Origin of the sequence: Pseudomonas sp. MSSRFD41 (assembly GCF_014230245.1) — a bacterium.
Classification (GTDB): domain Bacteria; phylum Pseudomonadota; class Gammaproteobacteria; order Pseudomonadales; family Pseudomonadaceae; genus Aquipseudomonas; species Aquipseudomonas piscis.
Genome location: NZ_JACKZK010000003.1, coordinates 294,531 through 319,430, shown reverse-complemented (window position 1 = coordinate 319,430; position 24,900 = coordinate 294,531). Strand labels below are relative to the sequence as shown.

Genomic DNA, 24,900 nt, shown 5'->3' with positions numbered 1-24,900 from the left:
CGTAAAGGGAGCGCCCCGCTGCTCAGGCTGTGCTGGGGCGCGTTCCAGGCATCGCTTTATTCCGCTTCGCCCGGGCCGCCTGGGATACAGGCAACCGGGGCCGGCATTTATGACGGCGAAGTTTGCCATAACCTCTGGCGTTTCGCCGCAATTGCAAGATCGACGGAGCCCGGCTCCGGGGAGCCGGGACTGCATGGATCAGGCCTCCACCTGGCTCCACTGCTTGTTCAGGCGCTTGTCGGAGATCGGCACCTTGGTCCCCAGTTGCTGGGCGAACAGCGATACCCGGTACTCCTCCAGCCACCAGCGGTACAGCTCCAGCTGCGGGTCACGCTTGCCTTCCTGGGCGTGCTTCTGGGCCCGGGCCTGGTATTGGGTCCAGAGCCCGGCGAGCTCGGTGCTCCACACCCGGTCCTTCTGCACCTGGCTGCCCAGCTTGTCGAACCGCAGCTCCACCGCCTTGAGGTAACGCGGCAGTTCCTTGAACCACAGGGCCGGGGTTTCACGAACGAAGCCCGGGTACACCAGGTTGCCGAGCTGGGCCTTGATGTCGTTGAGGGCCACCGCCTGGGCCAGGTCGATCTTGCCCTTGAAGCGCTTCTGCAGGCCGTGCCAGAGCTTGAGGATCTCCAGGGCCAGGCGCGCCAGGCGCTCGGCATGTTCGGTCCAGGCGCCGCGCTTGCGTTCGGCCAGGGAGGCCAGGCCCGCGCCATCCCGGGGCAGGCTGGCCTCGCCGTCGAGGATGCAGCTGTCGAGGCTGGCCAGGAGGATATCCTCCACCAGGGCCTCGATTCGCCCCAGCTCGCGGTACAACAGGCCCAGCTCGGTGAGCCCCGGCAGCTTGCCGCGCAAGAACTTGGCCGACTCGGCCAACTGCTGCAACAGCAAGCGCTGCAAGGCCCGGCGATGCTGGAACTCGGCCTCGGCGGCGGTGGAGAAGCGCCCTTCCTTGACCGTCCCGGCTTCTTCCACCAGGGCCGGATAGACCGTCATCGACAACCCGGCGATCTTCTGCTGGGTCTTCTGCGCCACCGCGGCGAACACCTTGGCTTCCACCGGCTGCTGGCTCTTGGCGGTCTGCGGCACCGCCAGGGCCGCCTGGCTGGCCTCGGCGAAGCGCGCGGTGAGCTCGGCCAGGTCCCGGCCTTCGCCGAGGAACTTGCCCTGGGCATCGACGATTTCCAGGTTCATCCGCAAGTGGCTTTCCACCTGCTGCGCGGATTCGCTCCAGGCTTCGTCGCTGACCCGCGCGCCGGTCATGCGCAGCAACTCGCGCCCCAGGGCCTGGGGCAGCGAACCGTCGGCAAAGTCCATGCGCTGCAAGGCCGCCTTGACGAAGTCCGGCACCGGCACGAAGTTCTTGCGCAGGGCCTTGGGCAGGTTGCGTACCAGGGCGATGCACTTGGCCTCGATCAGGCCCGGCACCAGCCATTCCAGGCGCTCGGCAGGCAGCGCCGGCAGCAGCGGCGCCGGCACCCGCAGGGTCACGCCGTCGCGGGGATGGTTGGGCTCGAAGTGATAACTCAGGGCCAGTTCCAAATCGCCGATGTGCAGGGTGTCCGGGTACTGCCTGGCGGTGACTTCGCTGGCCTCGCGGGCCAGCACGTCTTCCTCGCGCATGATCAGCAGTTGCGGGTCCCTCTGGCTGTTGACCCGGTACCAGCTGTCGAAGGTGGCGGTCTGGTGAATTTCCGCCGGCAGCCGCGCATCGTAGAAGGCGAACAGGGTTTCCTCGTCCGCCAGGATGTCCCGGCGCCGGGCCTTGGCTTCCAGGGCGTCGAGCTGCTCCAGCAGGCGGGTATTGGCCGCCAGGCACTTGGCCTTGGACTGGATCTCGCCCCGCACCAGGGCCTCGCGGATGAACAGCTCGCGAGATACCACCGGGTCCACCGGGCCGTAGTGCACGGGCCGGCGGCCGACGACGATCAGGCCGAACAGGGTGATCTGCTCGTAGGCCACCACTTGGCCGCGCTTCTTTTCCCAATGGGGTTCGAAGTGGTTCTTCTTCACCAGGTGGCCGGCCAGGGGTTCGATCCAGTCCGGCTCGATCTTGGCCACCATGCGCGCATAGAGCTTGGTGGTCTCCACCAGCTCGGCGGTCATCAGCCACTGCGGGCGTTTCTTGCCCAGGCCCGAGGACGGGTGGATCCAGAAACGCCGCTGGCGGGCGCCCAGGTAGTCGCCATCCTCGGTCTTCTGGCCGATCTGGCTCAGCAGGCCCACCAACACCGCCTTGTGCAGTTTCGGGTAGTCCGCCGGTTCCTTGTTCAGGCTCAGCTGCAGGTCACGGCAGATCAGGCTCAACTGGCGATGGGCGTCGCGCCACTCGCGCAGGCGCAGGTAGTTGAGGAAATTCTTGCGACACCAGTTGCGCAACGGGCTGGCCGTCAGGGCCTGGCGCTGTTCTTCGAAACCACGCCACAGGTTGACCAGTGCGGCGAAGTCCGAGTCGGCGTCCTTCCACTGGGCATGGGCCTGGTCCGCCGCCTGCTGGCGCTCCGGTGGGCGTTCGCGCGGATCCTGGATCGACATCGCACTGGCGACGATCAGCACTTCCTGGAGACTGCCCAGGCGCGCCGCCTCCAGCAGCATGCGGCCCATGCGCGGGTCCACCGGCAAACGCGCCAGCTGCCGGCCCAGGGGCGTCAGCTGGCTGTTGCGATCCACCGCCGAGAGTTCTTGCAGCAGGTTGAAGCCGTCGCTGATGGCCTTGCCGTCCGGCGGCTCGATGAAGGGGAAGGCGGTGATTTCACCCAGGCGCAGGTGGAGCATCTGCAGGATCACCGCCGCCAGGTTGGTCCGCAGGATTTCCGGATCGGTGAACTCCGGCCGGGCGAGGAAATCCTCCTCGCTGTACAGGCGCACGCAGATCCCCGGTTCGACCCGCCCGCAACGGCCCTTGCGCTGATTGGCGCTGGCCTGGGAAATGGCCTCGATGGGCAGGCGCTGGACCTTGGCCCGGTAGCTGTAGCGGCTGATGCGCGCGGTACCGCTGTCGATCACGTAGCGAATGCCCGGCACCGTCAGCGAGGTCTCGGCGACGTTGGTCGCCAGCACCACCCGCCGTCCCGGGTGGGACTGGAAGATGCGCTGCTGTTCGGCCGGCGACAGCCGCGCGTACAAGGGCAGGATCTCGGTGTGCTTGAGCTGGGCCTTGCGCAGCATTTCCGCGGCATCGCGGATTTCCCGCTCGCCCGGCAGGAACACCAGCACGTCGCCGGGGCTGCGGCGCTCGCTGCGTTCATGGGCGGCGATCTCGTCGAGGGTGGCGAGGATCGCCTGGTCCACCGTCAGGTCGTCCTCGACGCGGTTGCCCTCCTCGTCCTGCTCCAGGGTCAGGGGCCGATACCAGGTTTCCACCGGGAAGGTACGACCGGAGACCTCGACGATCGGCGCATCGTCGAAGTGCCTGGAGAAGCGCTCCAGGTCGATGGTGGCCGAGGTGATGATCACCTTGAGGTCCGGGCGCCGTGGCAACAGGGTCTTGAGGTAGCCGAGGAGGAAGTCGATGTTCAGGCTGCGCTCATGAGCCTCGTCGACGATGATGGTGTCGTAGCGCTCGAGGAAGCGGTCGTTCTGGGTTTCCGCCAGCAGGATGCCGTCGGTCATCAGTTTGATCAGGGTGCTGGCATCGCTCTGATCCTCGAAGCGCACCTGGTAGCCCACCAGCGAACCCAGGGGCGTGGCCAATTCTTCGGCGACCCGGCTGGCGACGCTGCGGGCGGCGATCCGCCGGGGCTGGGTATGGCCGATCAGGCCGTGCTGGCCGCGACCGATTTCCAGGCAGATCTTCGGCAACTGGGTGGTTTTCCCCGAGCCGGTCTCACCAGCGATGATCAGCACCTGATGCTTGAGCAGCGCGTCCTTGATTTCGTCGCGCTTGGCGGCGATCGGCAGGCTGTCGTCATAGCGGATAGCGGGCACGCTGTCGCGCCGCGCCGTCACCAGGTTGCACGACGCCTGCATCCGCTCCAGCCACTGGGCGAGCTTGGCCTCGTCGGGCTTCTTGCGCAGTTCGAGCAGCTGCCGACGCAACCGGTGGCGGTCGGCGAGCATGGCTTGATCGAGGTTTTTCAGTAGTTGGTCGATAGCAGGCGATTGGTCGGTCATGGGAAAGCAGCGACTGGCTTCAAGCGAAAAGCCGCAAGGTTAACGCAGCTTGGCGCTTTTAGCTTGCAGCTTGTGACGGCCTTTCGCCGCGTTATTCCTCGTCGCGCCCCTTGCGCCGATACGGGAAGACATCGATCACCTTGCCGGCGAGGATCGCCTCCTGCAGTCCCTTCCAGTAATCGGCGTTGTACAGCTCGCCGTGCAACTGGTCGAACAGACGGCGCTGGCCGATATCGGCGAACAGGAACGGCGGGAACTCCTCGGGGAACACATCGTGGGGGCCGATGGAGTACCAGGGCTCGGACGCCATCTCGTCCTCTGGGGTGCGCGGTGCCGGGATATGGCGGAAATTGACCTCGGTGAGGTAGCTGATTTCATCGTAGTCGTAGAACACCACCCGGCCGTGGCGGGTGACCCCGAAGTTCTTCAGCAGCATGTCGCCAGGGAAGATATTGGCCGCCGCCAGTTGCTTGATGGCCAGGCCGTAGTCTTCCAGGGCCTCGCGCACCTGGGCCTCGTTGGCGTGCTCCAGGTAGAGGTTGAGCGGGGTCATGCGCCGTTCGGTCCAGCAGTGGCGGATCAGCACCGTATCGCCCTCCACCACCACGGTGGACGGCGCCACCTCCAGCAGCTCCTCGAGACAGGCCGGATCGAACTTGGACAGGGGGAAGCGGAAGTCGGCGAACTCCTGGGTATCGGCCATGCGCCCTACCCGGTCGACGCTCTTCACCAACCGGTACTTCTCGATCACCGTGGCCCGGTCGACGTTCTTGGACGGCGAGAAGCGGTCCTTGATGATCTTGAACACGGTGTTGAAGCCCGGCAGGGTGAACACGCTCATGACCATGCCGCGGACCCCGGGCGCCATGATGAAACGATCGTCGGTATTGGCCAGGTGGTTGATCAGCGCCCGGTAGAACTCCGACTTGCCATGCTTGTAGAAACCGATGGAGGTGTACAGCTCGGCGATGTGCTTGCCCGGCAGGATGCGCTTGAGGAAGCCGATGAACTCCACCGGCACCGATACATCCACCATGAAGTAGGAACGGGTGAAGGAAAAGATGATCGAGACCTCGGCCTCGTCGGTGATCAGCGCGTCGACCTGGATGCCCCGGCCTTCGCGGTGCAGCAGCGGGATCACCAGCGGCCACTGCTCCTCGTGGGTATAGATGCGCCCCACCAGGTAGGCGCCCTTGTTGCGGTAGAGCACCGAGGAAAACAGCTCCACGGTCAGTTCCGGGTCCTTGCACACCCAATCCGGCAGGTTCTCGCGCAGCTGCGCCTCCAGGCGCCGCATATCCCCGGACAGGTCGGCGTAGTCCACGCTGAAGCGATAGTCGGTCAATATCTGCCCGAGCATGCTCGACAGCTCTCCCCGAGGCATGTAGCTGCGGGTCTGGGCGGCCCGGGCGCGGCGCAGGCTGGGCCGGGTGGTATGGATGAACATGCAGCCGTCGCTGATCAGGTCATGGCTGAACAGCCCGCAGAAGATCGAGTTGTACCAGGTCTCGGAGAGTTCATCGTCCAGGCGCAGGTCGATCATGCCGATGCAGGCGCTCTTGGCCAGCGGCCATTGGCTGACGTCCATCAGCACCTCGTCGCTGAAGGCCTGGTGCAGCCGCGCCACGGTTTCCCCGACCTTCTCCTCGTAGAGGTTGATCCGCGCGGTGGAGGCCCTCTGCGCTTCCTGCCATTGCGCTTGTTCGAAGCGGTGCCGGGCGCCATCGGCAATCCGGCGGAAGTTGTCGCGGTAGTCGTCGAAGCCACTCAAGATGATTCGAGCGATGTCGGCGGCGGGCCATGACTGCGGCATAGGAAGACCTCTACGGGAATTTGGATTGCCTGAGCTTAGCCACTGCAATGGCCCGAGGAGAAGCGCATTTTTGTGACCCGACGGTCGCCTCGCCCTGTATCGGTCGCCAGAGATCGGCCCCGGGAAAATCCGCCACGACCATCGAACGCAACAATCGGAGTGCAGGCTTGGCCCGTGCGCCAATAAGGTTTGCCATGCCCACCCGCGCTGGGCAAGATTCCCGCCCTGCCACCCAAGGAACCTTCCGTGAGACCTGTCGATCTGTTGCGCCTGTTGTCGCTAGCCGCCATCTGGGGCGCGAGCTTTCTGTTCATGCGCATCATCGCCCCGGTCCTGGGCAGCGTGCCCACCGCCTTCTTTCGGGTGTCGATCGCCGCCGCCGGCTTGCTGGCCATGCTGGCGCTGATGCGGGTCGGCTGGAACTTCCACGGCAAGTTCAAGACCGTCCTGCTGCTGGGCGTGATCAACTCGGGGCTGCCCGCCACCCTGTACTCGGTGGCGGCCCTGGTGCTCCCTGCCGGCTACTCGGCGATCTTCAACGCCACCACGCCGCTGATGGGGGTGCTGATCGGCGGCCTGTTCTTCCATGAGCGCCTGACCCCGGCCAAGCTCGCCGGCGTGTTCCTGGGGCTGCTCGGGGTCGGCATCCTGAGCCGCGCCGGGCCGGTGGCCTTCGATCATGAACTGCTGCTCGGCGCCCTGTCCTGCCTGCTGGCCACCACCTGCTATGGCTTCGCCGGCTTCCTCGCGCGGCGCTGGCTGGACCAGGCCGGGGGCCTGGACAGCCGCCTCTCGGCCCTGGGCAGCATGCTCGGCGCCACGCTGTTCCTGTTGCCGCTGTTCGCCTATAGCGCCCTGAGCCAGCCACCGGCCAGCTGGGGTGGCGTGAGCGTCTGGCTGTCGTTGCTGGGCCTGGGCCTGGGTTGCACCGCCTTCGCCTATGTCCTGTACTTCCGCCTGCTGAGCTCCATCGGCCCGGTGCGCTCCATGACCGTGACCTTCATGATCCCGCCGTTCGGCGTGCTCTGGGGTGCCCTGTTGCTGGACGAGCCGCTGTCCATGGGCCACCTGTATGGCGGGGTGCTGATCGCCGCGGCCTTGTGGCTGGTCCTCAGGCCAGCGGCGAAGACCGCGGCCTGAGACCGCCGGGCATCCGGCTTCAAAGAGCGGCGCTGCTGGGCTCTCCGTCCACCAAACGGCGGATACCCAATGGGTTGGCATCCTGCAAAGCCCTGGGCAAGAGCGCATCGGGGTAGTTCTGGAAGCACACCGGGCGCAGGAAGCGCTCGATGGCCAGGGTGCCCACCGACGTTCCCCGTGGGTCCGAGGTTGCCGGATAGGGGCCGCCGTGGACCATGGCCTCGCAAACCTCGACACCGGTGGGATACCCGTTGATCAGCAGACGGCCGACCTTCTCCTGCAGGCTGTCGCTCAGCCAACGCTGCGCCAGCAGCTCCTGCTCCTGGCCGATCAGGGTCGCGGTCAACTGTCCACGCAAGCCCTGCAGGGCCATGGCCAGCTCGGCCATATCGGCCACTTCGATGATGATGCTGGCCGGCCCGAAGACCTCTTCCTGCAACAAGCCATCGCCCTCCAGCAGCAGGCTCGCATCGGCCTGGAACAACTGCGGGCAAGCCTGGCCGCCCTGTTGCGCCTGGCCCGCCAGCCGCCGAACCCGCGGGTGCCGAGACAGGGCCTGCACGCCCCGGCAATAGCTGGCCAGGGTGCCACTATTGAGCATGGTCTGCGGCGGCTGCTGGTTCATCTGCGCGACCAACTGTTCAAGGAACGAGCTGAAGGCCGTTGAGCGCAGGCCAATGATCAATCCCGGATTGGTACAGAACTGGCCACAGCCTTGGGTCACCGAACCTGCCAGCTCAGCGGCGATCTGCGAGCCACGCGCCTGCAAGGCCTCGGGTAGCAGGATCACCGGGTTGATGCTGGACATCTCGGCGAACACCGGGATCGGCTGTGGTCGGTTCGCCGCCATCTGGCACAGGGCATTGCCGCCCTTGAGGGAACCGGTGAAGCCCACGGCCTGGATGGCCGGGTGCTTGACCAGCCACTCTCCGACCCCGGCGCCATAGACCATGTTGAACACTCCGTCGGGCATCTGGCAGCGCTGCGCCGCACGGATGATCGCATCGGCCACCCATTCGGCGGTCGCCATGTGCCCGCTATGGGCCTTGAACACCACCGGGCAACCGGCGGCCAGGGCTGCCGCGGTATCGCCACCGGCGGTGGAGAACGCCAGGGGAAAGTTGCTGGCGCCGAACACCGCTACCGGTCCCAGGCCAATGCGGTACTGGCGCAGGTCGGGCCGCGGCAGGGGTTGGCGCCGGGGCTGGCCACGATCGATCCGCGCCCCGAGATAGTCACCACGACGCAGGACCTTGGCGAATAACCGCAACTGGCCGCAGGTACGCCCCAGCTCGCCCTGTATACGCGCCGTGGGCAAGGCGGTCTCCCGGTATACCGTGGCGATGAAGTCGGCACCCAGGCCTTCCAGCTCCGCGGCGATGGCGTCGAGGAACAGGGCCCGTTGTTCAGGGCCAAGATCGCGATATTCGGCGCAAGCGCCGGCTGCCGCCCGGGCCGCGGCATCCACCTCCGCCTCGGTGGCCTGGTAGAAGACGCCTGGCAGGGCTTGCCCGGTCTGGGCGTCGAGGCTTTGCAACTGGACATGGCCCCGGGCACTGCGGGTGCCACCGATGTAGTTGTATCCGGACGATGAAGTCATGGGGTCTCCCTGGCCGGCCGCCACGGCCGGCAATTGAAAGTCACAAGCCACGAACCTGGCCGGCCGCCACCGGACGCGGGCCTTCGCCGATGCCGTTCTCCAGCGGGGCGCCGAATGCCTCGAGGCTGATCTGGAAGCGGTCGCCGGGCCGGGTCCGGATGCCGTCGGCAAAGGACAAGGTGGCGGTGCCGAAGTAATGCACATGGACATCGCCAGGACGCAGGAACTGGGCGTACTTGAAATGGTGATATTCGAGGTTGGCCAGGCTGTGGCACATGTTGTCCTCGCCACTGAGGAACTCCTGTTCCCAGAGCACCTTGCCGTCACGCAGCACCCGGCTGGTTCCGGCCAAGTGGCCCGGCAGTGCACCCACCCGCAACTCAGGACCATAGGCGCAATAGCGCAGCTTGGAATGGGCCAGGTACAGGTAGTTGCGCCGCTCCATCACATGGTCGGAGAACTCGTTGCCCAGGGCATAACCCAGGCGATAGGGCCGGCCATCGGCACCTATCACGTAGAGGCCGGTCAACTCCGGCTCCTCGCCCGCATCCTCGGCGAAGGGCGGCACCGGAAAGTCGCCGCCGGGCCGCACGACAATGCTGCCATCGCCCTTGTAGAACCATTCCGGCTGCGCTCCCACCTCCGTGGCCAGCGGCTTGCCCCCTTCCAGGCCCCACTTGAAGATGCGCATGGTGTCGGTGACACCGGCATCGCCCTGGGCCGGCTGCTGGTGCATCTTGTCCCGGGCGGCGGCACTGCCCAGGTGGGTCAGGCCAGTACCACTGACCAGGCAGTGGGCCGGGTCTGGATGGTCCAGCGGCGGCAGCAGGCGCCCCTGCTCCAGCAACCGGGGATAGTCGAGGCTGCTGGCGCTGCCACGGGATTGGGCTTCTTGCAGCAGGCCGCGTTCATTGTCGATCGCCGCCAGGGCCAGCTCGCGAGTGCTGGCGGTATCGCGCAAAACGTGGACCCGGTCGCCTTCGACCCTACCGACCTGGCGCTGGCCGGCATCGTTCTCAAACTGAATCAGGCGCATGCCCGTCCTCCTGGATGTCATGGCGGCAGCCGTCCACGGACGGCTGCCGAGGCTTATTCGATGATGTTGAATTCGCCGAGATGGTCTTCGCAGATTTCCAGGCCCAGGCCCGGCTTGTGGTCGTCGAGCTGGATATAGCCTTGCACCGGCTGCGGCTCGCCCTTGAACACGTAATAGAACAGCTCGTTGCCGACCTCGACATCGAACACCGGGAAGAACTCGGCCATGGGCGAGGCGGTGCTGGACAGGGTCAAGTGATAGTTGTGCATCTGGCCGGCATGGGGGATGACCGGCACCGACCAGGCCTCGGCCAGGGCGTTGATCTTGCGCGCCGCGGTGATGCCACCGACGCGGTTGGTGTCGTACTGGATCACGTCGACGGCACGCCGCTCCAGCAATTCCTTGAAGCCGTAGGAGGTGAATTCGTGCTCGCCGCCGGAAATCGGCATGATGCCCATCTTCTTCAGCTCGACGTAGCCTTCCAGGTCATCGGCGATCACCGGTTCCTCCAGCCAGCGCGGCTCGAATTCGGCCAGCTTGGGCAACATGCGCCGGGCGTACTCCAGGGTCCAGCCCATATAGCACTCGAGCATGATGTCGACATCCGGCCCCGCCAGTTCCCGCAAGGCGCGCACTTGCTCGATGTTGCGGCGCATGCCTGCCGGCCCGTCCTTGGGGCCGTAGCCGAAGCGCATCTTCAAGGCATTGAAGCCCTGGTCGAGGTAGCCCTGGGCCTCTTCCAGGAACAGATCGAGATCGTCGTTGGCGTAGAGCTTGGAGGCATAGGTCCAGATCCGCTCCTTGGTGCGTCCGCCCAGCAGCTTGAACACCGGCTTGCCCACGGCCTTGCCCATGATGTCCCAGATGGCGATGTCGATCGCCGAGATCGCCGCCATGCCGATGCCCTTGCGCCCCCAGGCATGGCTCTGGCGATACATTTTCTGCCAGATGTATTCGTTGTCGAAAGGGTCCTCGCCGATGGCCAGCGGTGCCAGGTAGGTATCGATGATCTGCTTGGCCACACGCGGCGCCAGGGCACAGTTGCCGATGCCCACCAGGCCGTTGTCGGTTTCCACTTCCACCACCAGCCAACCGTGGAAACGGAACGAGCCCATGGCGTCGCCGCGCTCGAACAGGATGTCCGAGGCGTTGGTGCAGAAGTGCGCCTTGGGGGGCACGACCTTGCCTTTCCATTCGAAGACACGGGTACGGATCGCTTTGATTTTCATGCGGGGGGTCCTTGTCAGGGCTTGGGTAATGATCAGTCGAGCCGGGCCGGAGCCAGTGGCTCGGTGGAGCACTCGACGGGCCGGGCACTCAGGCGCGAGAGCAGGATGGCGCCGAGAATGCCCACCAGGGCCAGGGCGAACATTCCGGCACGGGGGTCAGCGAACTGGGCTTCGGTCAGGGTCTTGAGATTGGGAGCGACGAAACCGCCGAGGTTGCCGATCGAGTTGACCAGGGCAATTCCTCCCGCCGCCGCGGCGCCGCTGAGATAACCGGTGGGAATGGTCCAGAACAGCGGCTGCACGGCGACGAAGCCGGATGCGGCCAAGCAGAACGCCAGGACCACCGCGACCATGCTGCTGCCCAGGGCCGAAGCGGCGATCCCGATGGCGGCCATGCTCAGCATCAGCACCGCTAGGCGCCGATGCTGGCCACTGCGGTCGGCATGCCGGGTCACCAGGCGGGTGACCAGCAGCGCACAGATCCAGGGAATCGCGGTGATCAAGCCGACGCTCAAGCCCACATGGCCGTCCAGCAGACCGGCAATCCGGGTCGGCAGGTAGAACACCACTCCATAGACGCTCATCTGGATGGTGAAGTAGGCCAGGCAGAACTGCAGCACGCGCGGATTGCGCAGGGCGCTGAAGAATCCATGGGGACTGCTGTGCTGCTTACGCGCATCTTCTTCGGCCAGGGCGGCTTGCAGCGCCTGCTTCTGCGCCGCGTCCAGCCAGCGAGCATCGGCCGGGCGGTCGACCAGGTAGAAATAGGCCGCGACTCCCACTACCGATGCCATCAAGCCTTCGACCACGAACAGCCACTGCCAGTTGGTCAAGCCGAATATGCCGTGGAACTCCAGCAGCCAGCCCGACAGCGGGCTACCCAGCACCAGGGCCAGGGGCAGGCCGAAATAGAACCACCCCAGGGCCTGGCCACGGCTCTGGGCCGGAAACCAGTAAGTGAGGTAGAGGATGATGCCCGGGAAGAATCCGGCCTCGGCCACCCCTAGCAGGAAACGCAGCACATAGAAGGTCTGGGCGTCGTGGGCGAACATCATCGCCGCCGACACCAGGCCCCAGGTGACCATGATCCGACACAGCCAGACCCGGGCGCCGAGACGGTGCAGCATGAAATTGCTGGGCACCTCGAAGAAGGCATAACCGATGAAGAATATGCTCGCGCCGAACGCGAAGGCAGCATCGCCCAAGCCGGTATCCGCCTGCAGCGCGGCCTTGGCGAAACCGACATTGGAACGGTCGATGAAGGCCAGGATGTACATCAGGATCAGGAAGGGCAGCAAGCGCAGCCGACTTTTGGAGAGGGCGCTGGCAAGTACCAGGGCAGAGTCTGGACGAGTCATGTCGATGTTCCTTGAATGCCGGTCAGTGCCTTGCGCAAGGGACAAGGCGGCTTTTTGTAGTTGTGCGCCCCTTGAAGACAGCGGCTTGGCAACAGCTCAAGGGGTGAAGCGACTGTAGCCAGCCGGCCGAGCCCCGGCTAATCACTTATGGGCATCCGCTGATAACCCCAGGTAATCGCTAATCTGCATTTGTTAGCAGTTAGGGTTATCGGATAGCTTGGGATCGCCCCATCCACCGACCAAGAGCCGCCCATGACCAGGATTCCCGATGCCCATCTGATCCACAGCCGCCTGCGCCTGCGGCAACTGCGGCTGGTGCTCGCCTTGCAGGAGTTCGGCTCGCTGCGCCGTGCCGCCGAGCACATCGGCATGACCCAGCCCGCGGCAACCAAGATGCTCCACGAGGCCGAGACTTTGCTGGGCGTCGAGCTGTTCGAGCGGCTGCCACGGGGAATGCGCGCCACGCCGTTCGGCGAAACGGTGATCTATTACGCGCGAATGGTCTTCGCCGAGCTCAGCGGCATGCGTGAGGAACTGGTGTCCCTGGAGTCGGGCAACCTGGGTCGGGTCACGGTCGGGGCCATTCCGGCCCTGGCCTCGGGGCTGCTGACCCGGACCATCGCCACCCTCAAGCAAAGCCATCCACGGCTGTCCATGAGCATCCAGGTGGATACCAGCGACGTCCTGGTGCAAGCCTTGTTGCAGGAGCAGCTGGATGTCGTCCTGGGGCGGATTCCAGCCGGAGCGCGGGCCGAGGAACTGTCGTTCGACAGCCTTGGTGAAGAAGCCCTGTGCGTGATCGCCGGAGCCCGCAACCCCTTGGCCCAAGCCACGCAACTGGACTGGGCGCAATTGCAGGAGCAGACCTGGGTATTGCAGCAGCATCCCAGCCCCATGCGCTCGATCGTCAACCAGGTGTTCCACAACGCCCGGGTGGATATTCCCAGCAGCATCGTCGAGACCACCTCGATCATGACCCTGCTGTCCCTGGTCCAGCAGACAGACATGATCGGCGTCACCCCGGTCTCGGTGGTCGAGGACTATCCCGGCCGGCACCTGCTGGCCGTCCTGCCGATCCAGTTCGAAGCGCGCCTGCCGCCCTTTGGCTTGATCACCCGGCGCCAGCGGATCCAGTCGTCGGCGATGCAGGCCTTCATGGATGCCGTACGCCAGGAGCAGGCCCCCCTGCGCAGCTGAAGGGTGGCGTGGCGAAGGAGCAAGCTCCCTCGCCACTGCCTGCGACCGGGCACTGCACCCGGCCGGTGTACCTCGATCAGGCGCTCTTGCGGAACACGAACACCAGCCCGACGATGATCAGGCCCATGCCGAACAGGCTCAGCAGCGCCAGGCGATTACCGAAGATCAGGTAGTCCATCAGCGCCGTCACCGCCGGCACCAGGTAGAACAGGCTGGTGACATTCACCAGGTTGCCCTGGGCGATCAGGCGGTACAGCAGCAAGGTGGCCAGCACCGACACCACCAGCCCCATCCACAGCACCGGGATCAGGAAACCTGCGTCGTATTCGAAGTGGAACGGCTGGAACGGCACGAACAACGCACACAACAACAGCCCGGCCAGGTACTGCACCGGCAGGGTGCCCAGGGGGTTGTCGGTGATGCGTTTCTGCATGATCGAGCCGGCGGTCATGCTCACCAGGGCCAGCAGGCCGCAGAGCATGCCGGAGATCGAGATGCCTGCCAGGCCGATGCCCTGGTACACCACCATGATCAGGCCGGCGAGCCCCAGGCCCAGGCCGAACAGGCGGCTCCAGGAACGCTGGCGCTCCATCAGCACCACGGTAAGGATCGGTTGCACCCCCATGATGGTGGCCATCACCCCGGGGGTGACCTTCAGGTCCAGGGCCAGGATGTAGAAGATCTGGTAGGCGCCCAGCAGCACCAGGCCCGTGGCCACGGCGAACCCCATGGCCCGGCGCCCCCTGGGCCAGCGCAGCTTGAGCACGGGCACCAGCAGCACCAGGCCGGCCAGGGCGATGACGAAGCGCACCAGTAGGAAGGCGAAGGGCGAGGCATGGGCCAGCCCCCATTTGGAGAAGATCGCGCCGCTGCTCCAGAGCAGGACGAACAGACTCGTGGAAGCCGCCGCATAAGCGGATTTTTTTGATATGAGCAACATGAAACCACCTGTAGTCAGGCAAGAAGCCAATTCAGCCAGGGCTGAAGTTCAGTAGTGTTTTTTCAGGCGGGCAGGAGAAACAGCAGCGGTTGCTGATCAGCCCGAGAAGCCAACGCCCGGCGGTGATACGACTGCGTACACCGGCGTGCTACTGACAGGTGGGGGGTTCTGACCGATCTGCACAGGCTGCTGATTCCCGCACGGCACGACGCCAGCGTTGACCGCTGAAACCACTACCGCGTTGATGAGGGATAAGGCCATGTGCCGAGGGTTCTCGAAGGAAGAAAAGAATGAGTCGCTTGACTCATCGAGCGCCGAATATAACCAGCGCCCGATATTCATTGCAAGATTTATCCGAACAGCCATTTCCACAGGATGACCAGCACCACCACCGCCAGGACCGGGCGCAGGATGCGGTACAGCTTGGGATTGCGACGCTTCCACTGCTTGACCACGCCGCTGAAGCTGTCGCTGAAACGCTTGCTCCAGGCATAGGCCTGGTTGATGCCGCCAACCCGCTCGTCGTCGAGGTTCTGCGGTGCGGTGGCCCGCCCCAGCTGGGCACTGACCCAACGGTTGACGCGAGTCATCAGGCCGCTGCTCAACGGACGCTCGATGTCGCAGAACAGGATCACCCGGGTGGTCTCGGTTTCGTTCTTCACCCAATGCACATAGGTCTCGTCGAACATCACGTCCTCACCGTCGCGCCAGGCGTATTCCTCGCCGTCGACGAAGATCCGGCAAGCGTCGGAGTTGGGCGTCGACAGGCCCAGGTGATAGCGCAGCGAGCCGGCGAAGGGGTCGCGGTGCGGGTTCAGGTGGCTGCCGCCGGGCAACAGCGCGAACATCGCGCCCTTGACGTTGGGAATGGCGCTCACCAGCTCGACGGTCTTGGGGCACAGGGCCGCGGCCGAGGGCAGCGGCTTGTCGTACCACTTGAGGTAGAAGCGCTTCCAGCCCTTCTTGAAGAAGGAGCCGAAACCGGCGTCGTTGTTCTTCTCGGCGGCGCGGATGTAACCCTCGTCGAACAGGTGCATGGCCTCGTCGCGAATGGTTTCCCAGTTGTCGCGCAGCACATCCAGCTCGGGGAACTTGCTGCGGTCCAGGTACGGCTTGGAGGGCACGCCGGAGAACAGGTACATCAGCGTGTTGTAGGGGGCGAACAGCGCCGAATGGTTGACGAACTGGCGCAGTACCGGCAGGCGCGCCTTACCGCGCAGATGCACGAAAAGGATGCTGCCGATGAACAGCGACAACACCGCGAACTTGGCGGCAAAGGAAAAGCTCATGCAACAACTCCTTGGAAATAGGCACCGGTGGGGGGAGCGATCACCCGACCTGGCAGCCGGTCATGATAAACACTCCTGAACCCCGGAAAAACCCGCACGACCGAACATTCAGCGTTAACGGTCGTGCAACAAAGGCGTTAAGTAGCATAAGCCGCACAAGCAGCGACTGATATGGATCAGCCATCGGTCCATGGGCCGACGGCCAGCCGTGTTACTGCTGGGTCTCCTGCTCGGTGAACAGGTCGCTGAACAGCATGCTCGACAGGTAGCGCTCGCCGGAGTCCGGCAGGATCACCACGATGGTCTTGCCTTGCATTTCCGGGGTTTCCGCCAGGCGCACCGCCACCGCCATCGCCGCGCCGCAGGAAATCCCGCAGAGGATGCCCTCCTCCTGCATCAGGCGCAGGGCCATGGCCTTGGACTCCTCGTCGGTCACCAGCTCCACCCGGTCGACCATTTCCAGGTCCAGGTTCTTGGGCACGAAACCGGCACCAATGCCCTGGATCTTGTGCGGGCTGGGCTTGATCTCCTGCCCGGCGAGCTTCTGGCTGATCACCGGCGAAGTGGCCGGCTCCACCGCTACCGCGAGGATCGGCTTGCCCTGGGTCTTCTTGATGTAGCGCGACACGCCGCTGATGGTGCCGCCAGTGCCGACGCCGGCCACCAGTACATCGACCGCGCCATCGGTGTCGTTCCAGATCTCGGGGCCGGTGGTCTTTTCGTGGATCGCCGGGTTGGCCGGGTTGTCGAACTGCTGCGGCATGAAGTACTTGCCCGGGTCGCTGGCGACGATTTCCGCCGCCTTGTCGATCGCGCCCTTCATGCCCTTGGCCGGCTCGGTGAGCACCAGTTCTGCCCCCAGGGCCTTGAGCACCTTGCGTCGCTCGATGCTCATGGAGGCCGGCATGGTCAGCATCAGCTTGTAGCCACGGGCCGCGGCGACGAAAGCCAGGCCGATCCCGGTGTTGCCCGAGGTGGGCTCGACGATGGTCATGCCCGGCTTGAGCCGGCCCGTGCTTTCGGCGTCCCAGATCATGTTGGCGCCGATGCGGCATTTCACCGAGTAGCCCGGGTTACGCCCTTCGATCTTGGCCAGGATGGTCACCCCGCGCGGGGCGATGCGGTTGATCTGCACCAAGGGCGTGTTACCGATGGAATGGGCATTGTCAGCAAAAATTCGGCTCATGGCTGGGTCCTTATGCAGCAGTGAAGAAGTCCTCAAGGTTATGCCTGGCATCCTTGAGCGTCCAGTCGCGCCGAACGACCTGGAGCCAGGGCAGTCAATGCCTTTATAGGACTGGAGGCTGTCCCCATGAAACGTCGCTATCGTTGGCCCCTGTGGACTCTGGCGGGCCTGGTCGTGCTGCTGGCCGGCCTGCATATCGCCCTGCCCTACCTGGTGCGTGACTACCTCAACGACAAGCTCGCGGACATGGGCGACTACCGTGGCCGGGTCAGCGATGTCGACCTGGCCTTGTGGCGCGGTGCCTACCGCATCAACGGCCTGGAGATCGTCAAGGTCAGCGGCAAGGTGCCGGTGCCTTTCGTCAAGGCGCCGTTGATCGACCTGGCGGTGAGCTGGCATGCGCTGTGGTACGACCATGCGGTGGTGGCGCGGGTGCAGTTCGTCCAGCCCCAGGTGAACTTCGTCGATGGCGGCGCCGACCGCCAGGCCTCGCAGACCGGTGAAGGCACTGATTGGCGGGCGCAACTGGGCAAGCTCTTGCCCATCACCCTGGATGAAGTGCGGATCGACGACGGCACCCTCCACTTTCGCAACTTCGGCTCCAATCCACCGGTGAACCTGGGCGCGACCCAGGTCAATGCCAGCTTCTACAACCTGACCAACGTGGTCGACACCCAGGGCAAGCGCGACGCTCGCTTCGAGGGCAAGGCCCTGCTACTGGGCCAGGCCCCCCTGGAAACCAACGCCACCTTCGATCCCCTGAGCGACTTCGAGGCGTTTGAGTTCCGCCTGCGGGCCCGGGATATCGAGCTCAGGCGTTTCAACGACTTCGCCTCGGCCTACGGCAAGTTCGACTTCAAGGCCGGGCACGGCGACCTGGTGATCGAGGCCCAGGCCGAGAAGGGCCAACTGCACGGCTACATCAAGCCGCTGCTGCGGGACGTGGAAGTCTTCGACTGGCAACAGGACGTCGAGAACCGCGACAAGAATATCTTCCGCTCGGTCTGGGAAGCCCTGGTGGGCGCCGGGGAAACCCTGCTGAAGAACCAGCGCAAGAACCAGTTCGCCACCCGGGTCGAGCTCAGCGGCAACGTGCACCAGCAGGATGTCAGCGCATTCCAGGCGTTTTTACAGATTTTGCGCAACGGTTTCGTCCAGGCCTTCAATGCCCGCTATGAACAACCCAAGCCGTCGACTGACTGAGTCACCCCGTGACGCTCCATTCAGAGACTGAATGGGGCGTCTGCGTTCACAGTCAAGCGAGCGCCGCGTTATAGTCGCGCCATTCGTGTCCATTCAAGCGACCTGCCCCGGGCAGCTCGTCGTCACCGTTCGAGGAATTGCAGATGAAGTTCGAAGGCACCAGCGCATACGTTGCCACCGATGACCTGAAGCTGGCGGTCAACGCCGCCATCACCCTGGAGCGTCCGCTGCTGGTCAAGGGCGAACCCGGCACCGGCAAGACCATGCTCGCCGAGCAACTGGCCGAATCCTTCGGTGCCAAGCTGATCACCTGGCACATCAAGTCCACCACCAAGGCCCACCAAGGGCTCTACGAGTACGACGCGGTGAGCCGCCTGCGCGATTCGCAACTGGGCGTGGACAAGGTCCACGACATCCGCAACTACCTGAAGAAGGGCAAGCTCTGGGAAGCCTTCGAGTCCGAGGAGCGGGTGATCCTGCTGATCGACGAGATCGACAAGGCCGACATCGAGTTCCCCAACGACCTGCTGCAAGAACTCGACAAGATGGAGTTCTACGTCTACGAGATCGACCAGACCATCAAGGCCAAGCAGCGGCCGATCATCATCATTACCTCCAACAACGAGAAGGAACTGCCGGACGCCTTCCTGCGCCGCTGCTTCTTCCACTACATCGCCTTCCCTGACCGCACGACCCTGCAGAAGATCGTCGACGTGCACTACCCGGACATCAAGAAGGACCTGGTCAGCGAGGCGCTGGACGTGTTCTTCGACGTGCGCAAGGTGCCGGGCCTGAAGAAGAAGCCCTCGACCTCGGAACTGGTGGACTGGCTCAAGCTGCTGATGGCCGACAACATCGGCGAGGCGGTGCTGCGCGAACGCGATCCGACCAAGGCCATCCCACCGCTGGCCGGCGCCCTGGTGAAGAACGAGCAGGATGTACAGCTCCTCGAACGCCTGGCCTTCATGAGCCGACGCGGCGGTCGTTAGGCTCTGCCCAGAAGCTGCCTGCGCGTCGATCATGCTGCGTTAGAAACCGGTTCGGAATGCTCATTTAGCTCGCTAAACTCCGCCTCCTCACCTGTTTCTGCCTTGCCTGATCGCCGCTCGGCGAGCTTTTGAACAGATCCCTAGATCATTAGAGAGCGATAACCATGCTGCTCAACCTGTTCAATGAAATGCGCGCCGCCAAGGTACCGGTGTCGGTGCGCGAGCTGCTGGACCTGATCAACGCGCTCAAGCAGCGCGTGACCTTCGCCGACATGGACGAGTTCTACTATCTCGCCCGGGCGCTGCTGGTGAAGGACGAGCGCCACTTCGACAAGTTCGACCGGGCCTTTGGCGCCTACTTCAACGGCCTGGAGAAGCTCGACGACCACCTGCAGGCACTGATCCCCGAGGACTGGCTGCGCAAGGAGTTCGAGCGCTCGCTCAGCGATGAGGAACGGGCGCAGATCCAGTCCCTGGGCGGCCTGGACAAGCTGATCGAGGAGTTCAAGAAGCGCCTGGAAGAGCAGAAGGAACGCCACGCCGGCGGCAACAAGTGGATCGGCACCGGCGGCACCAGCCCCTTCGGCTCCGGCGGCTTCAACCCCGAAGGCATCCGCATCGGCGATGCCGGCAAGCGCCAGGGCAAGGCGGTCAAGGTCTGGGACCAGCGCGAATACAAGAACCTCGACGACTCGGTGGAACTGGGCACCCGCAACATCAAGGTGGCCCTGCGCCGGCTGCGCAAGTTCGCCCGCCAGGGCGCGGCCGAGGAGCTGGATATCGACGGCACCATCGACCACACCGCTCGGGATGCCGGCCTGCTGAACATCCAGATGCGTCCGGAACGGCGCAACAGCGTCAAGCTGCTGTTGCTGTTCGACATCGGCGGCTCCATGGATGCCCACGTGAAGATCTGCGAGGAACTGTTCTCGGCCTGCAAGACCGAGTTCAAGCACCTGGAGTACTACTACTTCCACAACTTCATCTATGAATCGGTGTGGAAGAACAACCTGCGCCGCGGTTCGGAACGGACCTCGACCCAGGACCTGTTGCACAAGTACGGCGCCGACTACAAGGTGATCTTCGTCGGCGACGCCGCCATGGCGCCCTATGAAATCACCCAGGCCGGCGGCAGCGTCGAGCACTGGAACGAAGAAGCCGGCTACGTGTGGATGCAGCGCTTCATGGAGAAGTACAAGAAGCTCATCTGGATCAACCCCTACCCGAAGGACACCTGGGGCTACACCGCCTCCACCAACATCGTGCGCGAGCTGATCGAGGACCAGATGTATCCGCTGACCCTGCGCGGCCTGGAAGAAGGCATGCGCTTTCTGTCCAAGTAGGCCGTCAAGCAAGGCCCTGCGGGCCTTTTCGCAGCCTCGTGATGACTCGACAGCGGCTACAGATCAATACCCTGTAGCCGCTGCCGCAGGCTGCGTACCGGCGCGCAGCGGCCGCCAGCCATTACACAAAGCGGCGCAAGAACGCCAACTGCTGCCGATGCGCGGTCTCCTGCACCACCGGCGCCAGGCGCACCTTGCTGCCGGGCAGGCATTGCGCCAGCCGGGCCAGGGACAAGGGCGTCAATGCGCCCAGGCGCGGATAACCGCCGATGGTCTGCCGGTCGTTGAGCAAGACGATCGGCTGGCCATCCGGCGGCACCTGGACCGCCCCCAGGGCGATGCCTTCGGAAATCATCGGCTGGCCCTGGTACTCCAGCACCGGTCCCAACAACCGGGCGCCCATGCGGTCGGCCCGGCTGTCCAGGGTCCAGTCGCGGTTGAAGGCATCGAACAGGCTCAGGCCACTGAACTGGCCGACCTGGGCCCCGAGGATCAGCTCCAGCGGCGCAGCGCCTGGCCAATCCGCCAGCTGTGCGGCCGACAAACACTTGAGCGCACCACCGGTTCCGGAATACCCCAGTACCCCACCCTCGCCCAGTGCCCGCCCCTGCCCGTCGAGACCGCCCAGGGCCTCGCGCTGCACACTGGAACAACTGCCCAATACCTGCGGCGCGTCGAAACCGCCGGGGGCCGCAAGATAGGCCCGGGCCCCGGAATGCGGCTGGGTAAAACGCAAGCGCTGGCCCTTTTGCAGGACGAAACTACGGCCCGGGGCCAGCGGTCGCTCATCTACATAAGCCCCCAGGTCGGCCCCGGCCAGCGCCAGCAGGCAATAGTCCTCGGCCAGCAAGGCCAGGCCGCCGAGGGTGACTTCCACCACAGGGGCATCCAGGGCATTGCCCAGCAGCCAGTTGGCCCAGGACATCGACACCCAGTCCAGCGCCCCGCCCTGGGTCACGCCCAGGTGGCGCACACCGAACCGCCCGGCGTCCTGCAGCAGGCACAAAGGCGTGCTGGCCTCGATCGACAAACGGCTCATGCCGGCACCTCCAGCGGGCTGTCGTCGCCACCCAGGCGCAGGAACTCGGCCCGCTCCACTGCCGCGAAGCGCACCCGGTCTCCCGGCTGCAACAGGCTGTAGCCCTCGCGCTCGCGGTCGAACAAGCGGCTCGGGGTCCGCCCGATCAGGTTCCAGCCGCCCGGCGACACCGCCGGATAGGCCGCGGTCTGGCGTTCGGCGATGCCGACGCTGCCCGCCGCCACGCGCTTGCGCGGGGTATCGAGCCGGGGCGCCGCCAGTTCAGGCGCCACCAGGCCCATGAAGGCGAAGCCGGGAGCGAAGCCCAGGGCGAACACCCGATATTGGTGCTGGCTGTGCCGACGGATCACCTCGACCACCGGCAAGCCGCTGCGCCGTGCCAGCAGCGCCAGCTCCGGCCCGACGCTGGGGTCGTACCACACCGGCAGCACATGCTCGCGCCCGCCTCCGGCATCCAGCGGAACCAGGTCCGCCAGGGCTGCGTCGATCAGCTCGCGGGCCTGGCCCGGGTCCAGGCTGCGCAGGTCGTAGTGCACCATCAGCGTGGTGTACGACGGCACCAGGTCGATCAGACCCGCGCCGAAGCCCTGGCGCAGGCGCTCGGCGGCGGCCAGCATCCAGGGCATGTGGTCTTCGGCGATCCCATCGAACAGGCGCACCATCAGGCAATCGATGGCCGCCACCTCCACCCGGTAGTTCATGAGTCGGACTGCTGGTCCAGGGCCTCGCGGATGCGCTGTACCGCCGCCACCGAACTGGCGTTGTCACCGTGCACGCACAAGGTATTGGCCTGCAGGAGCAAGGCACTGCCATCGCTGGCCACCAGGGGTTCGCCACGGGCGATGGCCAGGGCTTGGCGGACTATGGTGTCCGAGTCGTGGTGCACCGAGCCCGGCACTTGGCGCGAGACCAGGTGCCCGGCGCTGTCGTAGGCGCGGTCGGCGAAGGCCTCGAACCACAGGGTCACGCCGTGCTCATCGCCCAGGGCCTGGGCCGCGCGGTTGTCGCGGGTGGCCATGAGCATCAGCGGCAATTGCCGGTCGTAGGCCGCGACCGCCTGGATCACCGCGCGCAGCTGCGCCGGCTTGGCCATCATGTCGTTGTACAGGGCGCCGTGGGGCTTGATGTAGCTGACCCGGGTGCCTTGTGCCCGGCAGATGCCATCGAGGGCGCCGACCTGGTAATGCAGCAGATCCTGGATCTCCGTGGCGGAATAGCTCATGGAGCGGCGCCCGAAACCCGCCAGGTCCTGATACGCCGGGTGGGCGCCGATACGCACGCCGTTGGCCAGGGCCAGGGTCACGGTCTTGCGCATGATGCCCGGATCGCCGGCATGGAAACCGCAGGCGATGTTGGCGCAATCGATGAAAGGCATGACCTCGGCATCCAGGCCCATGGTCCAGTTGCCGAAGCTTTCGCCGATGTCGCAGTTCAATAGCAGGCGGCTCATGGTCGGTGCTCCTGTGTTTTTATCAGTGCCGGCCACGGGGGCCGGGTGCAGTGTCCGCAGGTTATCAGCTAGCGGGCCTCGAGTTCCTTGCCACGGGCCTCCGGCAGGCTCAGGGCGGCCAGCACCACCACGCCATAGGACACTGCGGCGAAAGTACCGATGGCCACGCCCAGGGGCACAGGCTGGCTGCGGCCGAGATGATGCCCCACAGGGCGATCAGGGGCGGGATCACGACTGAGCATCTGGGTGTCCAGGCCGTAGCCAATCTTGCAGCTCCAGAACGCCCGGCGCTCCTGCTGGTCGATGTCGCGATACCAGCCGACGCGATGCGGGGCCTTGGCGGCCTGTGGATCGGGCGCACTCATGGCGATCTCCCGGATTATCGGTGTTGTTCTGGACCACGACGACGCCTATCGTGGGTCGGTGCATTTTTCGACTCGGGCAGCGCCCACGTCCAACTAATAAAAGCCGCTCCAAGGCATAAGAAAAGTTGATCCCATGAATCTCAAGTTCCTCGAAACCTTCGTCTGGGTCGCACGGCTGAAGAACTTCAGCCTGACCGCGGAAAAGCTCTGCACCACCCAGGCCGCGGTCTCCAGCCGCATCGCCGTGCTCGAGGACGAGCTGGGGGTCAAGCTGTTCCGGCGCGATTCGCGGGGCGTCAGCCTGACCCCCGAAGGGGTGAAGGTGCTGGAGCATGCCGAGCAGATGCTCGATACCCTGAAGGTGCTGAAGCAGTCGATCGAAGCGCCCTCGTGCAAGGTCGGACGGCTGCGCATCGGGGTCATGGATACGGTGATCCATACCTGGCTCAGCCCCCTGGTGGCGCAGATGATGGATCACTATCCCCAGGTGGAAATCGAGCTGGTGGCCGACACCTCGCTGAACCTGTGCGAGCAGTTGCAAAAAGGCTTTCTCGACCTGGTACTGCAAACCGACCTGCTTCGCCAGGAAAGCATTCGCAGCCTGGAACTGGCCAGCTATCCGGTGTGCTGGGTCGCCGCCAGCAACTCGATCTACCACCGCCCCTACGGCTCGCTGGTGGAGCTGGCCCGGGAGCGGATCGTCACTTATTCGAGGAACTCCCTGCCCCACCAGCAGATCCTGAGCCTGATGCAGGCCAACGGCGTACTGGCGCCGCGCCTGAACTGCGTCAATTCGGTATCGGCCATCACTCGGCTGCTGCGTGATGGCTTCGGCATCGGCGCCCTGCCGCCGGTCCTGGTGCGCGAGGAACTGGCCCGGGGCGAGCTGACGCTGCTGGCCATCGAGCAGCGACCGCCGAACCTGCAGGTGGTGGTGTCGTGGCGAGTGGGGGTGGAACTGGTGGAGGAGATCGTGCAGCTGTGCCAGCGCGTGGTACAGCGCTACGCCCAGCAGGTCGGCCAGGAGCACCTGCTCCTGGCGCCATCGCCATAGGCGCTACGACACGGACTCAGAGCCCCTTGAGGTCGCGCTCCTCGATCGGCCGGCTCTGGCGTTGGCGGCGACCGCCGAGCACGACCCAGTCGATCAGCCGATACAGGCATTCCAGGCCGAAGGACAGCAACATGGCGCCGCCCATGGCCCAGGACATCGCCTCCGGGGTCAGCAGGATCTGGTAGCTGTAGCCATCCCAGGTTTCCTTGCGGATCGCCGGGTCGGCCGCCAGTACCACTTGCAGCAAGCGGATGTACCAGGGGCCTTGCATCGCCTGGTACTGCTTGTCCAGGGCCAGCTGGCGGCCGAGCAAGGCGCTCAGGCTCTGGGCATCGCTACGAAACACCGGGTCGTCGCTGGCCCGGTAGTGAGCCACCAGGGCGTTCAGGTCGCCCTTGAAGAACTGCTGCGCCGTGGCCTGGAAGCCCTGCAGGCTGTTCTGCGACTCGATCAGGTGGGCTTCGACACGCTTGGCGTAGTCGTTGATGAACCCCGGCACCTGCACACCGATCAACAGACCGGCGGCGAACAGCACCAGACGCAGATAACTGAGCAACAT

General features: G+C 65.0%; 19 protein-coding genes and 2 pseudogenes. 6 read left to right on the top strand and 15 right to left on the bottom strand.

Features of this window, described 5'->3' with window-relative positions:
* Positions 1-198: 198 nt before the first annotated feature.
* Both hrpA and aceK read right to left on the bottom strand, forming a co-directional pair.
* The gene (hrpA, locus tag H7A76_RS08400; RefSeq protein ID WP_185698069.1) at positions 199-4,110 is read right to left on the bottom strand and encodes an ATP-dependent RNA helicase HrpA; all 3,912 of its coding nucleotides are present in this window, start codon (positions 4,108-4,110) and stop codon (positions 199-201) included.
* A 91-nt stretch (positions 4,111-4,201) separates the two neighbouring features.
* Positions 4,202-5,923: a bifunctional isocitrate dehydrogenase kinase/phosphatase gene (gene aceK, locus H7A76_RS08395; protein ID WP_185698068.1), complete on the bottom strand. Its 1,722-nt coding sequence runs from the start codon at positions 5,921-5,923 to the stop codon at positions 4,202-4,204.
* Positions 5,924-6,169: 246 nt separating this feature from the next.
* Here aceK and H7A76_RS08390 point away from each other — a divergent pair, with 246 nt between their 5' ends.
* On the top strand, positions 6,170-7,063 hold the full coding sequence (locus H7A76_RS08390; protein WP_185698067.1) for a DMT family transporter: 894 nt from the start codon (positions 6,170-6,172) through the stop codon (positions 7,061-7,063).
* A gap of 19 nt (positions 7,064-7,082) precedes the next feature.
* Here the strand turns inward: H7A76_RS08390 and H7A76_RS08385 are convergent, their stop codons facing one another.
* Genes H7A76_RS08385 through H7A76_RS08370 form a run of 4 tightly spaced genes read right to left on the bottom strand, consistent with a single transcriptional unit; the run spans position 7,083 to position 12,286 of the window.
* Complete coding sequence (locus H7A76_RS08385; protein WP_185698066.1) at positions 7,083-8,663, bottom strand: aldehyde dehydrogenase (NADP(+)); 1,581 nt, start codon at positions 8,661-8,663, stop codon at positions 7,083-7,085.
* Positions 8,664-8,703: 40 nt separating this feature from the next.
* Positions 8,704-9,699 carry an AraD1 family protein gene (gene araD1 / locus H7A76_RS08380; protein WP_185698065.1) on the bottom strand — a complete coding sequence of 332 codons (996 nt, stop codon included), beginning with the start codon at positions 9,697-9,699 and terminating at the stop codon, positions 8,704-8,706.
* A 53-nt stretch (positions 9,700-9,752) separates the two neighbouring features.
* Positions 9,753-10,928 carry an L-rhamnonate dehydratase gene (locus tag H7A76_RS08375; protein ID WP_185698064.1) on the bottom strand — a complete coding sequence of 392 codons (1,176 nt, stop codon included), beginning with the start codon at positions 10,926-10,928 and terminating at the stop codon, positions 9,753-9,755.
* 32 nt (positions 10,929-10,960) lie between these two features.
* Positions 10,961-12,286, bottom strand: coding sequence for an MFS transporter (locus H7A76_RS08370; protein ID WP_185698063.1), 1,326 nt, complete (start codon positions 12,284-12,286; stop codon positions 10,961-10,963).
* 252 nt (positions 12,287-12,538) lie between these two features.
* Here H7A76_RS08370 and H7A76_RS08365 point away from each other — a divergent pair, with 252 nt between their 5' ends.
* A complete protein-coding gene (locus H7A76_RS08365; RefSeq protein ID WP_185698062.1) occupies positions 12,539-13,483 on the top strand; it encodes a LysR family transcriptional regulator in 945 nt (314 codons plus the stop codon).
* A gap of 76 nt (positions 13,484-13,559) precedes the next feature.
* Here H7A76_RS08365 and H7A76_RS08360 read toward each other — a convergent pair whose 3' ends face one another.
* From H7A76_RS08360 to cysK, 3 genes are all read right to left on the bottom strand, one after another.
* Positions 13,560-14,423 carry a DMT family transporter gene (locus tag H7A76_RS08360; RefSeq protein WP_185698061.1) on the bottom strand — a complete coding sequence of 288 codons (864 nt, stop codon included), beginning with the start codon at positions 14,421-14,423 and terminating at the stop codon, positions 13,560-13,562.
* A 350-nt stretch (positions 14,424-14,773) separates the two neighbouring features.
* Entirely contained in the window at positions 14,774-15,712 is a 939-nt protein-coding gene (locus H7A76_RS08355; protein ID WP_185698060.1) for an aspartyl/asparaginyl beta-hydroxylase domain-containing protein, read from the bottom strand.
* 211 nt (positions 15,713-15,923) lie between these two features.
* Positions 15,924-16,898: a cysteine synthase A gene (gene cysK / locus H7A76_RS08350; RefSeq protein ID WP_022642925.1), complete on the bottom strand. Its 975-nt coding sequence runs from the start codon at positions 16,896-16,898 to the stop codon at positions 15,924-15,926.
* Positions 16,899-17,024: 126 nt separating this feature from the next.
* Between cysK and H7A76_RS08345 the strand changes: the two genes are divergently transcribed.
* From H7A76_RS08345 to H7A76_RS08335, 3 genes are all read left to right on the top strand, one after another.
* Positions 17,025-18,101, top strand: coding sequence for a DUF748 domain-containing protein (locus H7A76_RS08345; protein ID WP_185698059.1), 1,077 nt, complete (start codon positions 17,025-17,027; stop codon positions 18,099-18,101).
* A gap of 143 nt (positions 18,102-18,244) precedes the next feature.
* On the top strand, positions 18,245-19,090 hold the full coding sequence (locus H7A76_RS08340; RefSeq protein WP_022642923.1) for an AAA family ATPase: 846 nt from the start codon (positions 18,245-18,247) through the stop codon (positions 19,088-19,090).
* 164 nt (positions 19,091-19,254) lie between these two features.
* Complete coding sequence (locus H7A76_RS08335) at positions 19,255-20,433, top strand: VWA domain-containing protein (protein ID WP_185698058.1); 1,179 nt, start codon at positions 19,255-19,257, stop codon at positions 20,431-20,433.
* Positions 20,434-20,554: 121 nt separating this feature from the next.
* Here H7A76_RS08335 and H7A76_RS08330 read toward each other — a convergent pair whose 3' ends face one another.
* From H7A76_RS08330 to H7A76_RS08315, 5 genes and pseudogenes are all read right to left on the bottom strand, one after another.
* Positions 20,555-21,472: a biotin-dependent carboxyltransferase family protein gene (locus tag H7A76_RS08330; RefSeq protein ID WP_185698057.1), complete on the bottom strand. Its 918-nt coding sequence runs from the start codon at positions 21,470-21,472 to the stop codon at positions 20,555-20,557.
* On the bottom strand, positions 21,469-22,173 hold the full coding sequence (locus H7A76_RS08325) for an allophanate hydrolase subunit 1 (RefSeq protein WP_185698056.1): 705 nt from the start codon (positions 22,171-22,173) through the stop codon (positions 21,469-21,471). The genes H7A76_RS08330 and H7A76_RS08325 overlap by 4 nt, the downstream gene beginning before the upstream one ends.
* Positions 22,170-22,922: a 5-oxoprolinase subunit PxpA gene (locus tag H7A76_RS08320; protein WP_185698055.1), complete on the bottom strand. Its 753-nt coding sequence runs from the start codon at positions 22,920-22,922 to the stop codon at positions 22,170-22,172. The genes H7A76_RS08325 and H7A76_RS08320 overlap by 4 nt, the downstream gene beginning before the upstream one ends.
* Before the next feature lie 68 nt (positions 22,923-22,990).
* Positions 22,991-23,095, bottom strand: a pseudogene (locus H7A76_RS32285) (hypothetical protein); the annotation flags it as partial.
* Between the two features lie 26 nt (positions 23,096-23,121).
* Positions 23,122-23,287 (bottom strand): annotated as a pseudogene (locus H7A76_RS08315) (MFS transporter); the annotation flags it as partial.
* Between the two features lie 133 nt (positions 23,288-23,420).
* Between H7A76_RS08315 and H7A76_RS08310 the strand changes: the two are divergent.
* Positions 23,421-24,341 carry a LysR family transcriptional regulator gene (locus H7A76_RS08310; protein WP_185698054.1) on the top strand — a complete coding sequence of 307 codons (921 nt, stop codon included), beginning with the start codon at positions 23,421-23,423 and terminating at the stop codon, positions 24,339-24,341.
* 16 nt (positions 24,342-24,357) lie between these two features.
* On the opposite strand, the gene H7A76_RS08305 is transcribed toward H7A76_RS08310, so the two are convergent.
* Positions 24,358-24,900: a DUF2937 family protein gene (locus H7A76_RS08305; protein ID WP_185698053.1), complete on the bottom strand. Its 543-nt coding sequence runs from the start codon at positions 24,898-24,900 to the stop codon at positions 24,358-24,360.

What these genes read in the sequence shown, in the direction of transcription:
- H7A76_RS08345 (WP_185698059.1), top strand. Translation starts at nt 17,025, where the DNA reads ATGAAACGTCGCTATCGTTGGCCCCTGTGGACTCTGGCGGGCCTGGTC.
- H7A76_RS08355 (WP_185698060.1), bottom strand. Translation starts at nt 15,712, where the DNA reads ATGAGCTTTTCCTTTGCCGCCAAGTTCGCGGTGTTGTCGCTGTTCATC.
- H7A76_RS08325 (WP_185698056.1), bottom strand. Translation starts at nt 22,173, where the DNA reads ATGAACTACCGGGTGGAGGTGGCGGCCATCGATTGCCTGATGGTGCGC.
- H7A76_RS08340 (WP_022642923.1), top strand. Translation starts at nt 18,245, where the DNA reads ATGAAGTTCGAAGGCACCAGCGCATACGTTGCCACCGATGACCTGAAG.
- cysK (WP_022642925.1), bottom strand. Translation starts at nt 16,898, where the DNA reads ATGAGCCGAATTTTTGCTGACAATGCCCATTCCATCGGTAACACGCCC.
- H7A76_RS08385 (WP_185698066.1), bottom strand. Translation starts at nt 8,663, where the DNA reads ATGACTTCATCGTCCGGATACAACTACATCGGTGGCACCCGCAGTGCC.
- H7A76_RS08330 (WP_185698057.1), bottom strand. Translation starts at nt 21,472, where the DNA reads ATGAGCCGTTTGTCGATCGAGGCCAGCACGCCTTTGTGCCTGCTGCAG.
- H7A76_RS08320 (WP_185698055.1), bottom strand. Translation starts at nt 22,922, where the DNA reads ATGAGCCGCCTGCTATTGAACTGCGACATCGGCGAAAGCTTCGGCAAC.
- H7A76_RS08305 (WP_185698053.1), bottom strand. Translation starts at nt 24,900, where the DNA reads ATGTTGCTCAGTTATCTGCGTCTGGTGCTGTTCGCCGCCGGTCTGTTG.
- H7A76_RS08375 (WP_185698064.1), bottom strand. Translation starts at nt 10,928, where the DNA reads ATGAAAATCAAAGCGATCCGTACCCGTGTCTTCGAATGGAAAGGCAAG.
- H7A76_RS08370 (WP_185698063.1), bottom strand. Translation starts at nt 12,286, where the DNA reads ATGACTCGTCCAGACTCTGCCCTGGTACTTGCCAGCGCCCTCTCCAAA.
- aceK (WP_185698068.1), bottom strand. Translation starts at nt 5,923, where the DNA reads ATGCCGCAGTCATGGCCCGCCGCCGACATCGCTCGAATCATCTTGAGT.
- H7A76_RS08335 (WP_185698058.1), top strand. Translation starts at nt 19,255, where the DNA reads ATGCTGCTCAACCTGTTCAATGAAATGCGCGCCGCCAAGGTACCGGTG.
- hrpA (WP_185698069.1), bottom strand. Translation starts at nt 4,110, where the DNA reads ATGACCGACCAATCGCCTGCTATCGACCAACTACTGAAAAACCTCGAT.
- araD1 (WP_185698065.1), bottom strand. Translation starts at nt 9,699, where the DNA reads ATGCGCCTGATTCAGTTTGAGAACGATGCCGGCCAGCGCCAGGTCGGT.
- H7A76_RS08365 (WP_185698062.1), top strand. Translation starts at nt 12,539, where the DNA reads ATGACCAGGATTCCCGATGCCCATCTGATCCACAGCCGCCTGCGCCTG.
- H7A76_RS08360 (WP_185698061.1), bottom strand. Translation starts at nt 14,423, where the DNA reads ATGTTGCTCATATCAAAAAAATCCGCTTATGCGGCGGCTTCCACGAGT.
- H7A76_RS08310 (WP_185698054.1), top strand. Translation starts at nt 23,421, where the DNA reads ATGAATCTCAAGTTCCTCGAAACCTTCGTCTGGGTCGCACGGCTGAAG.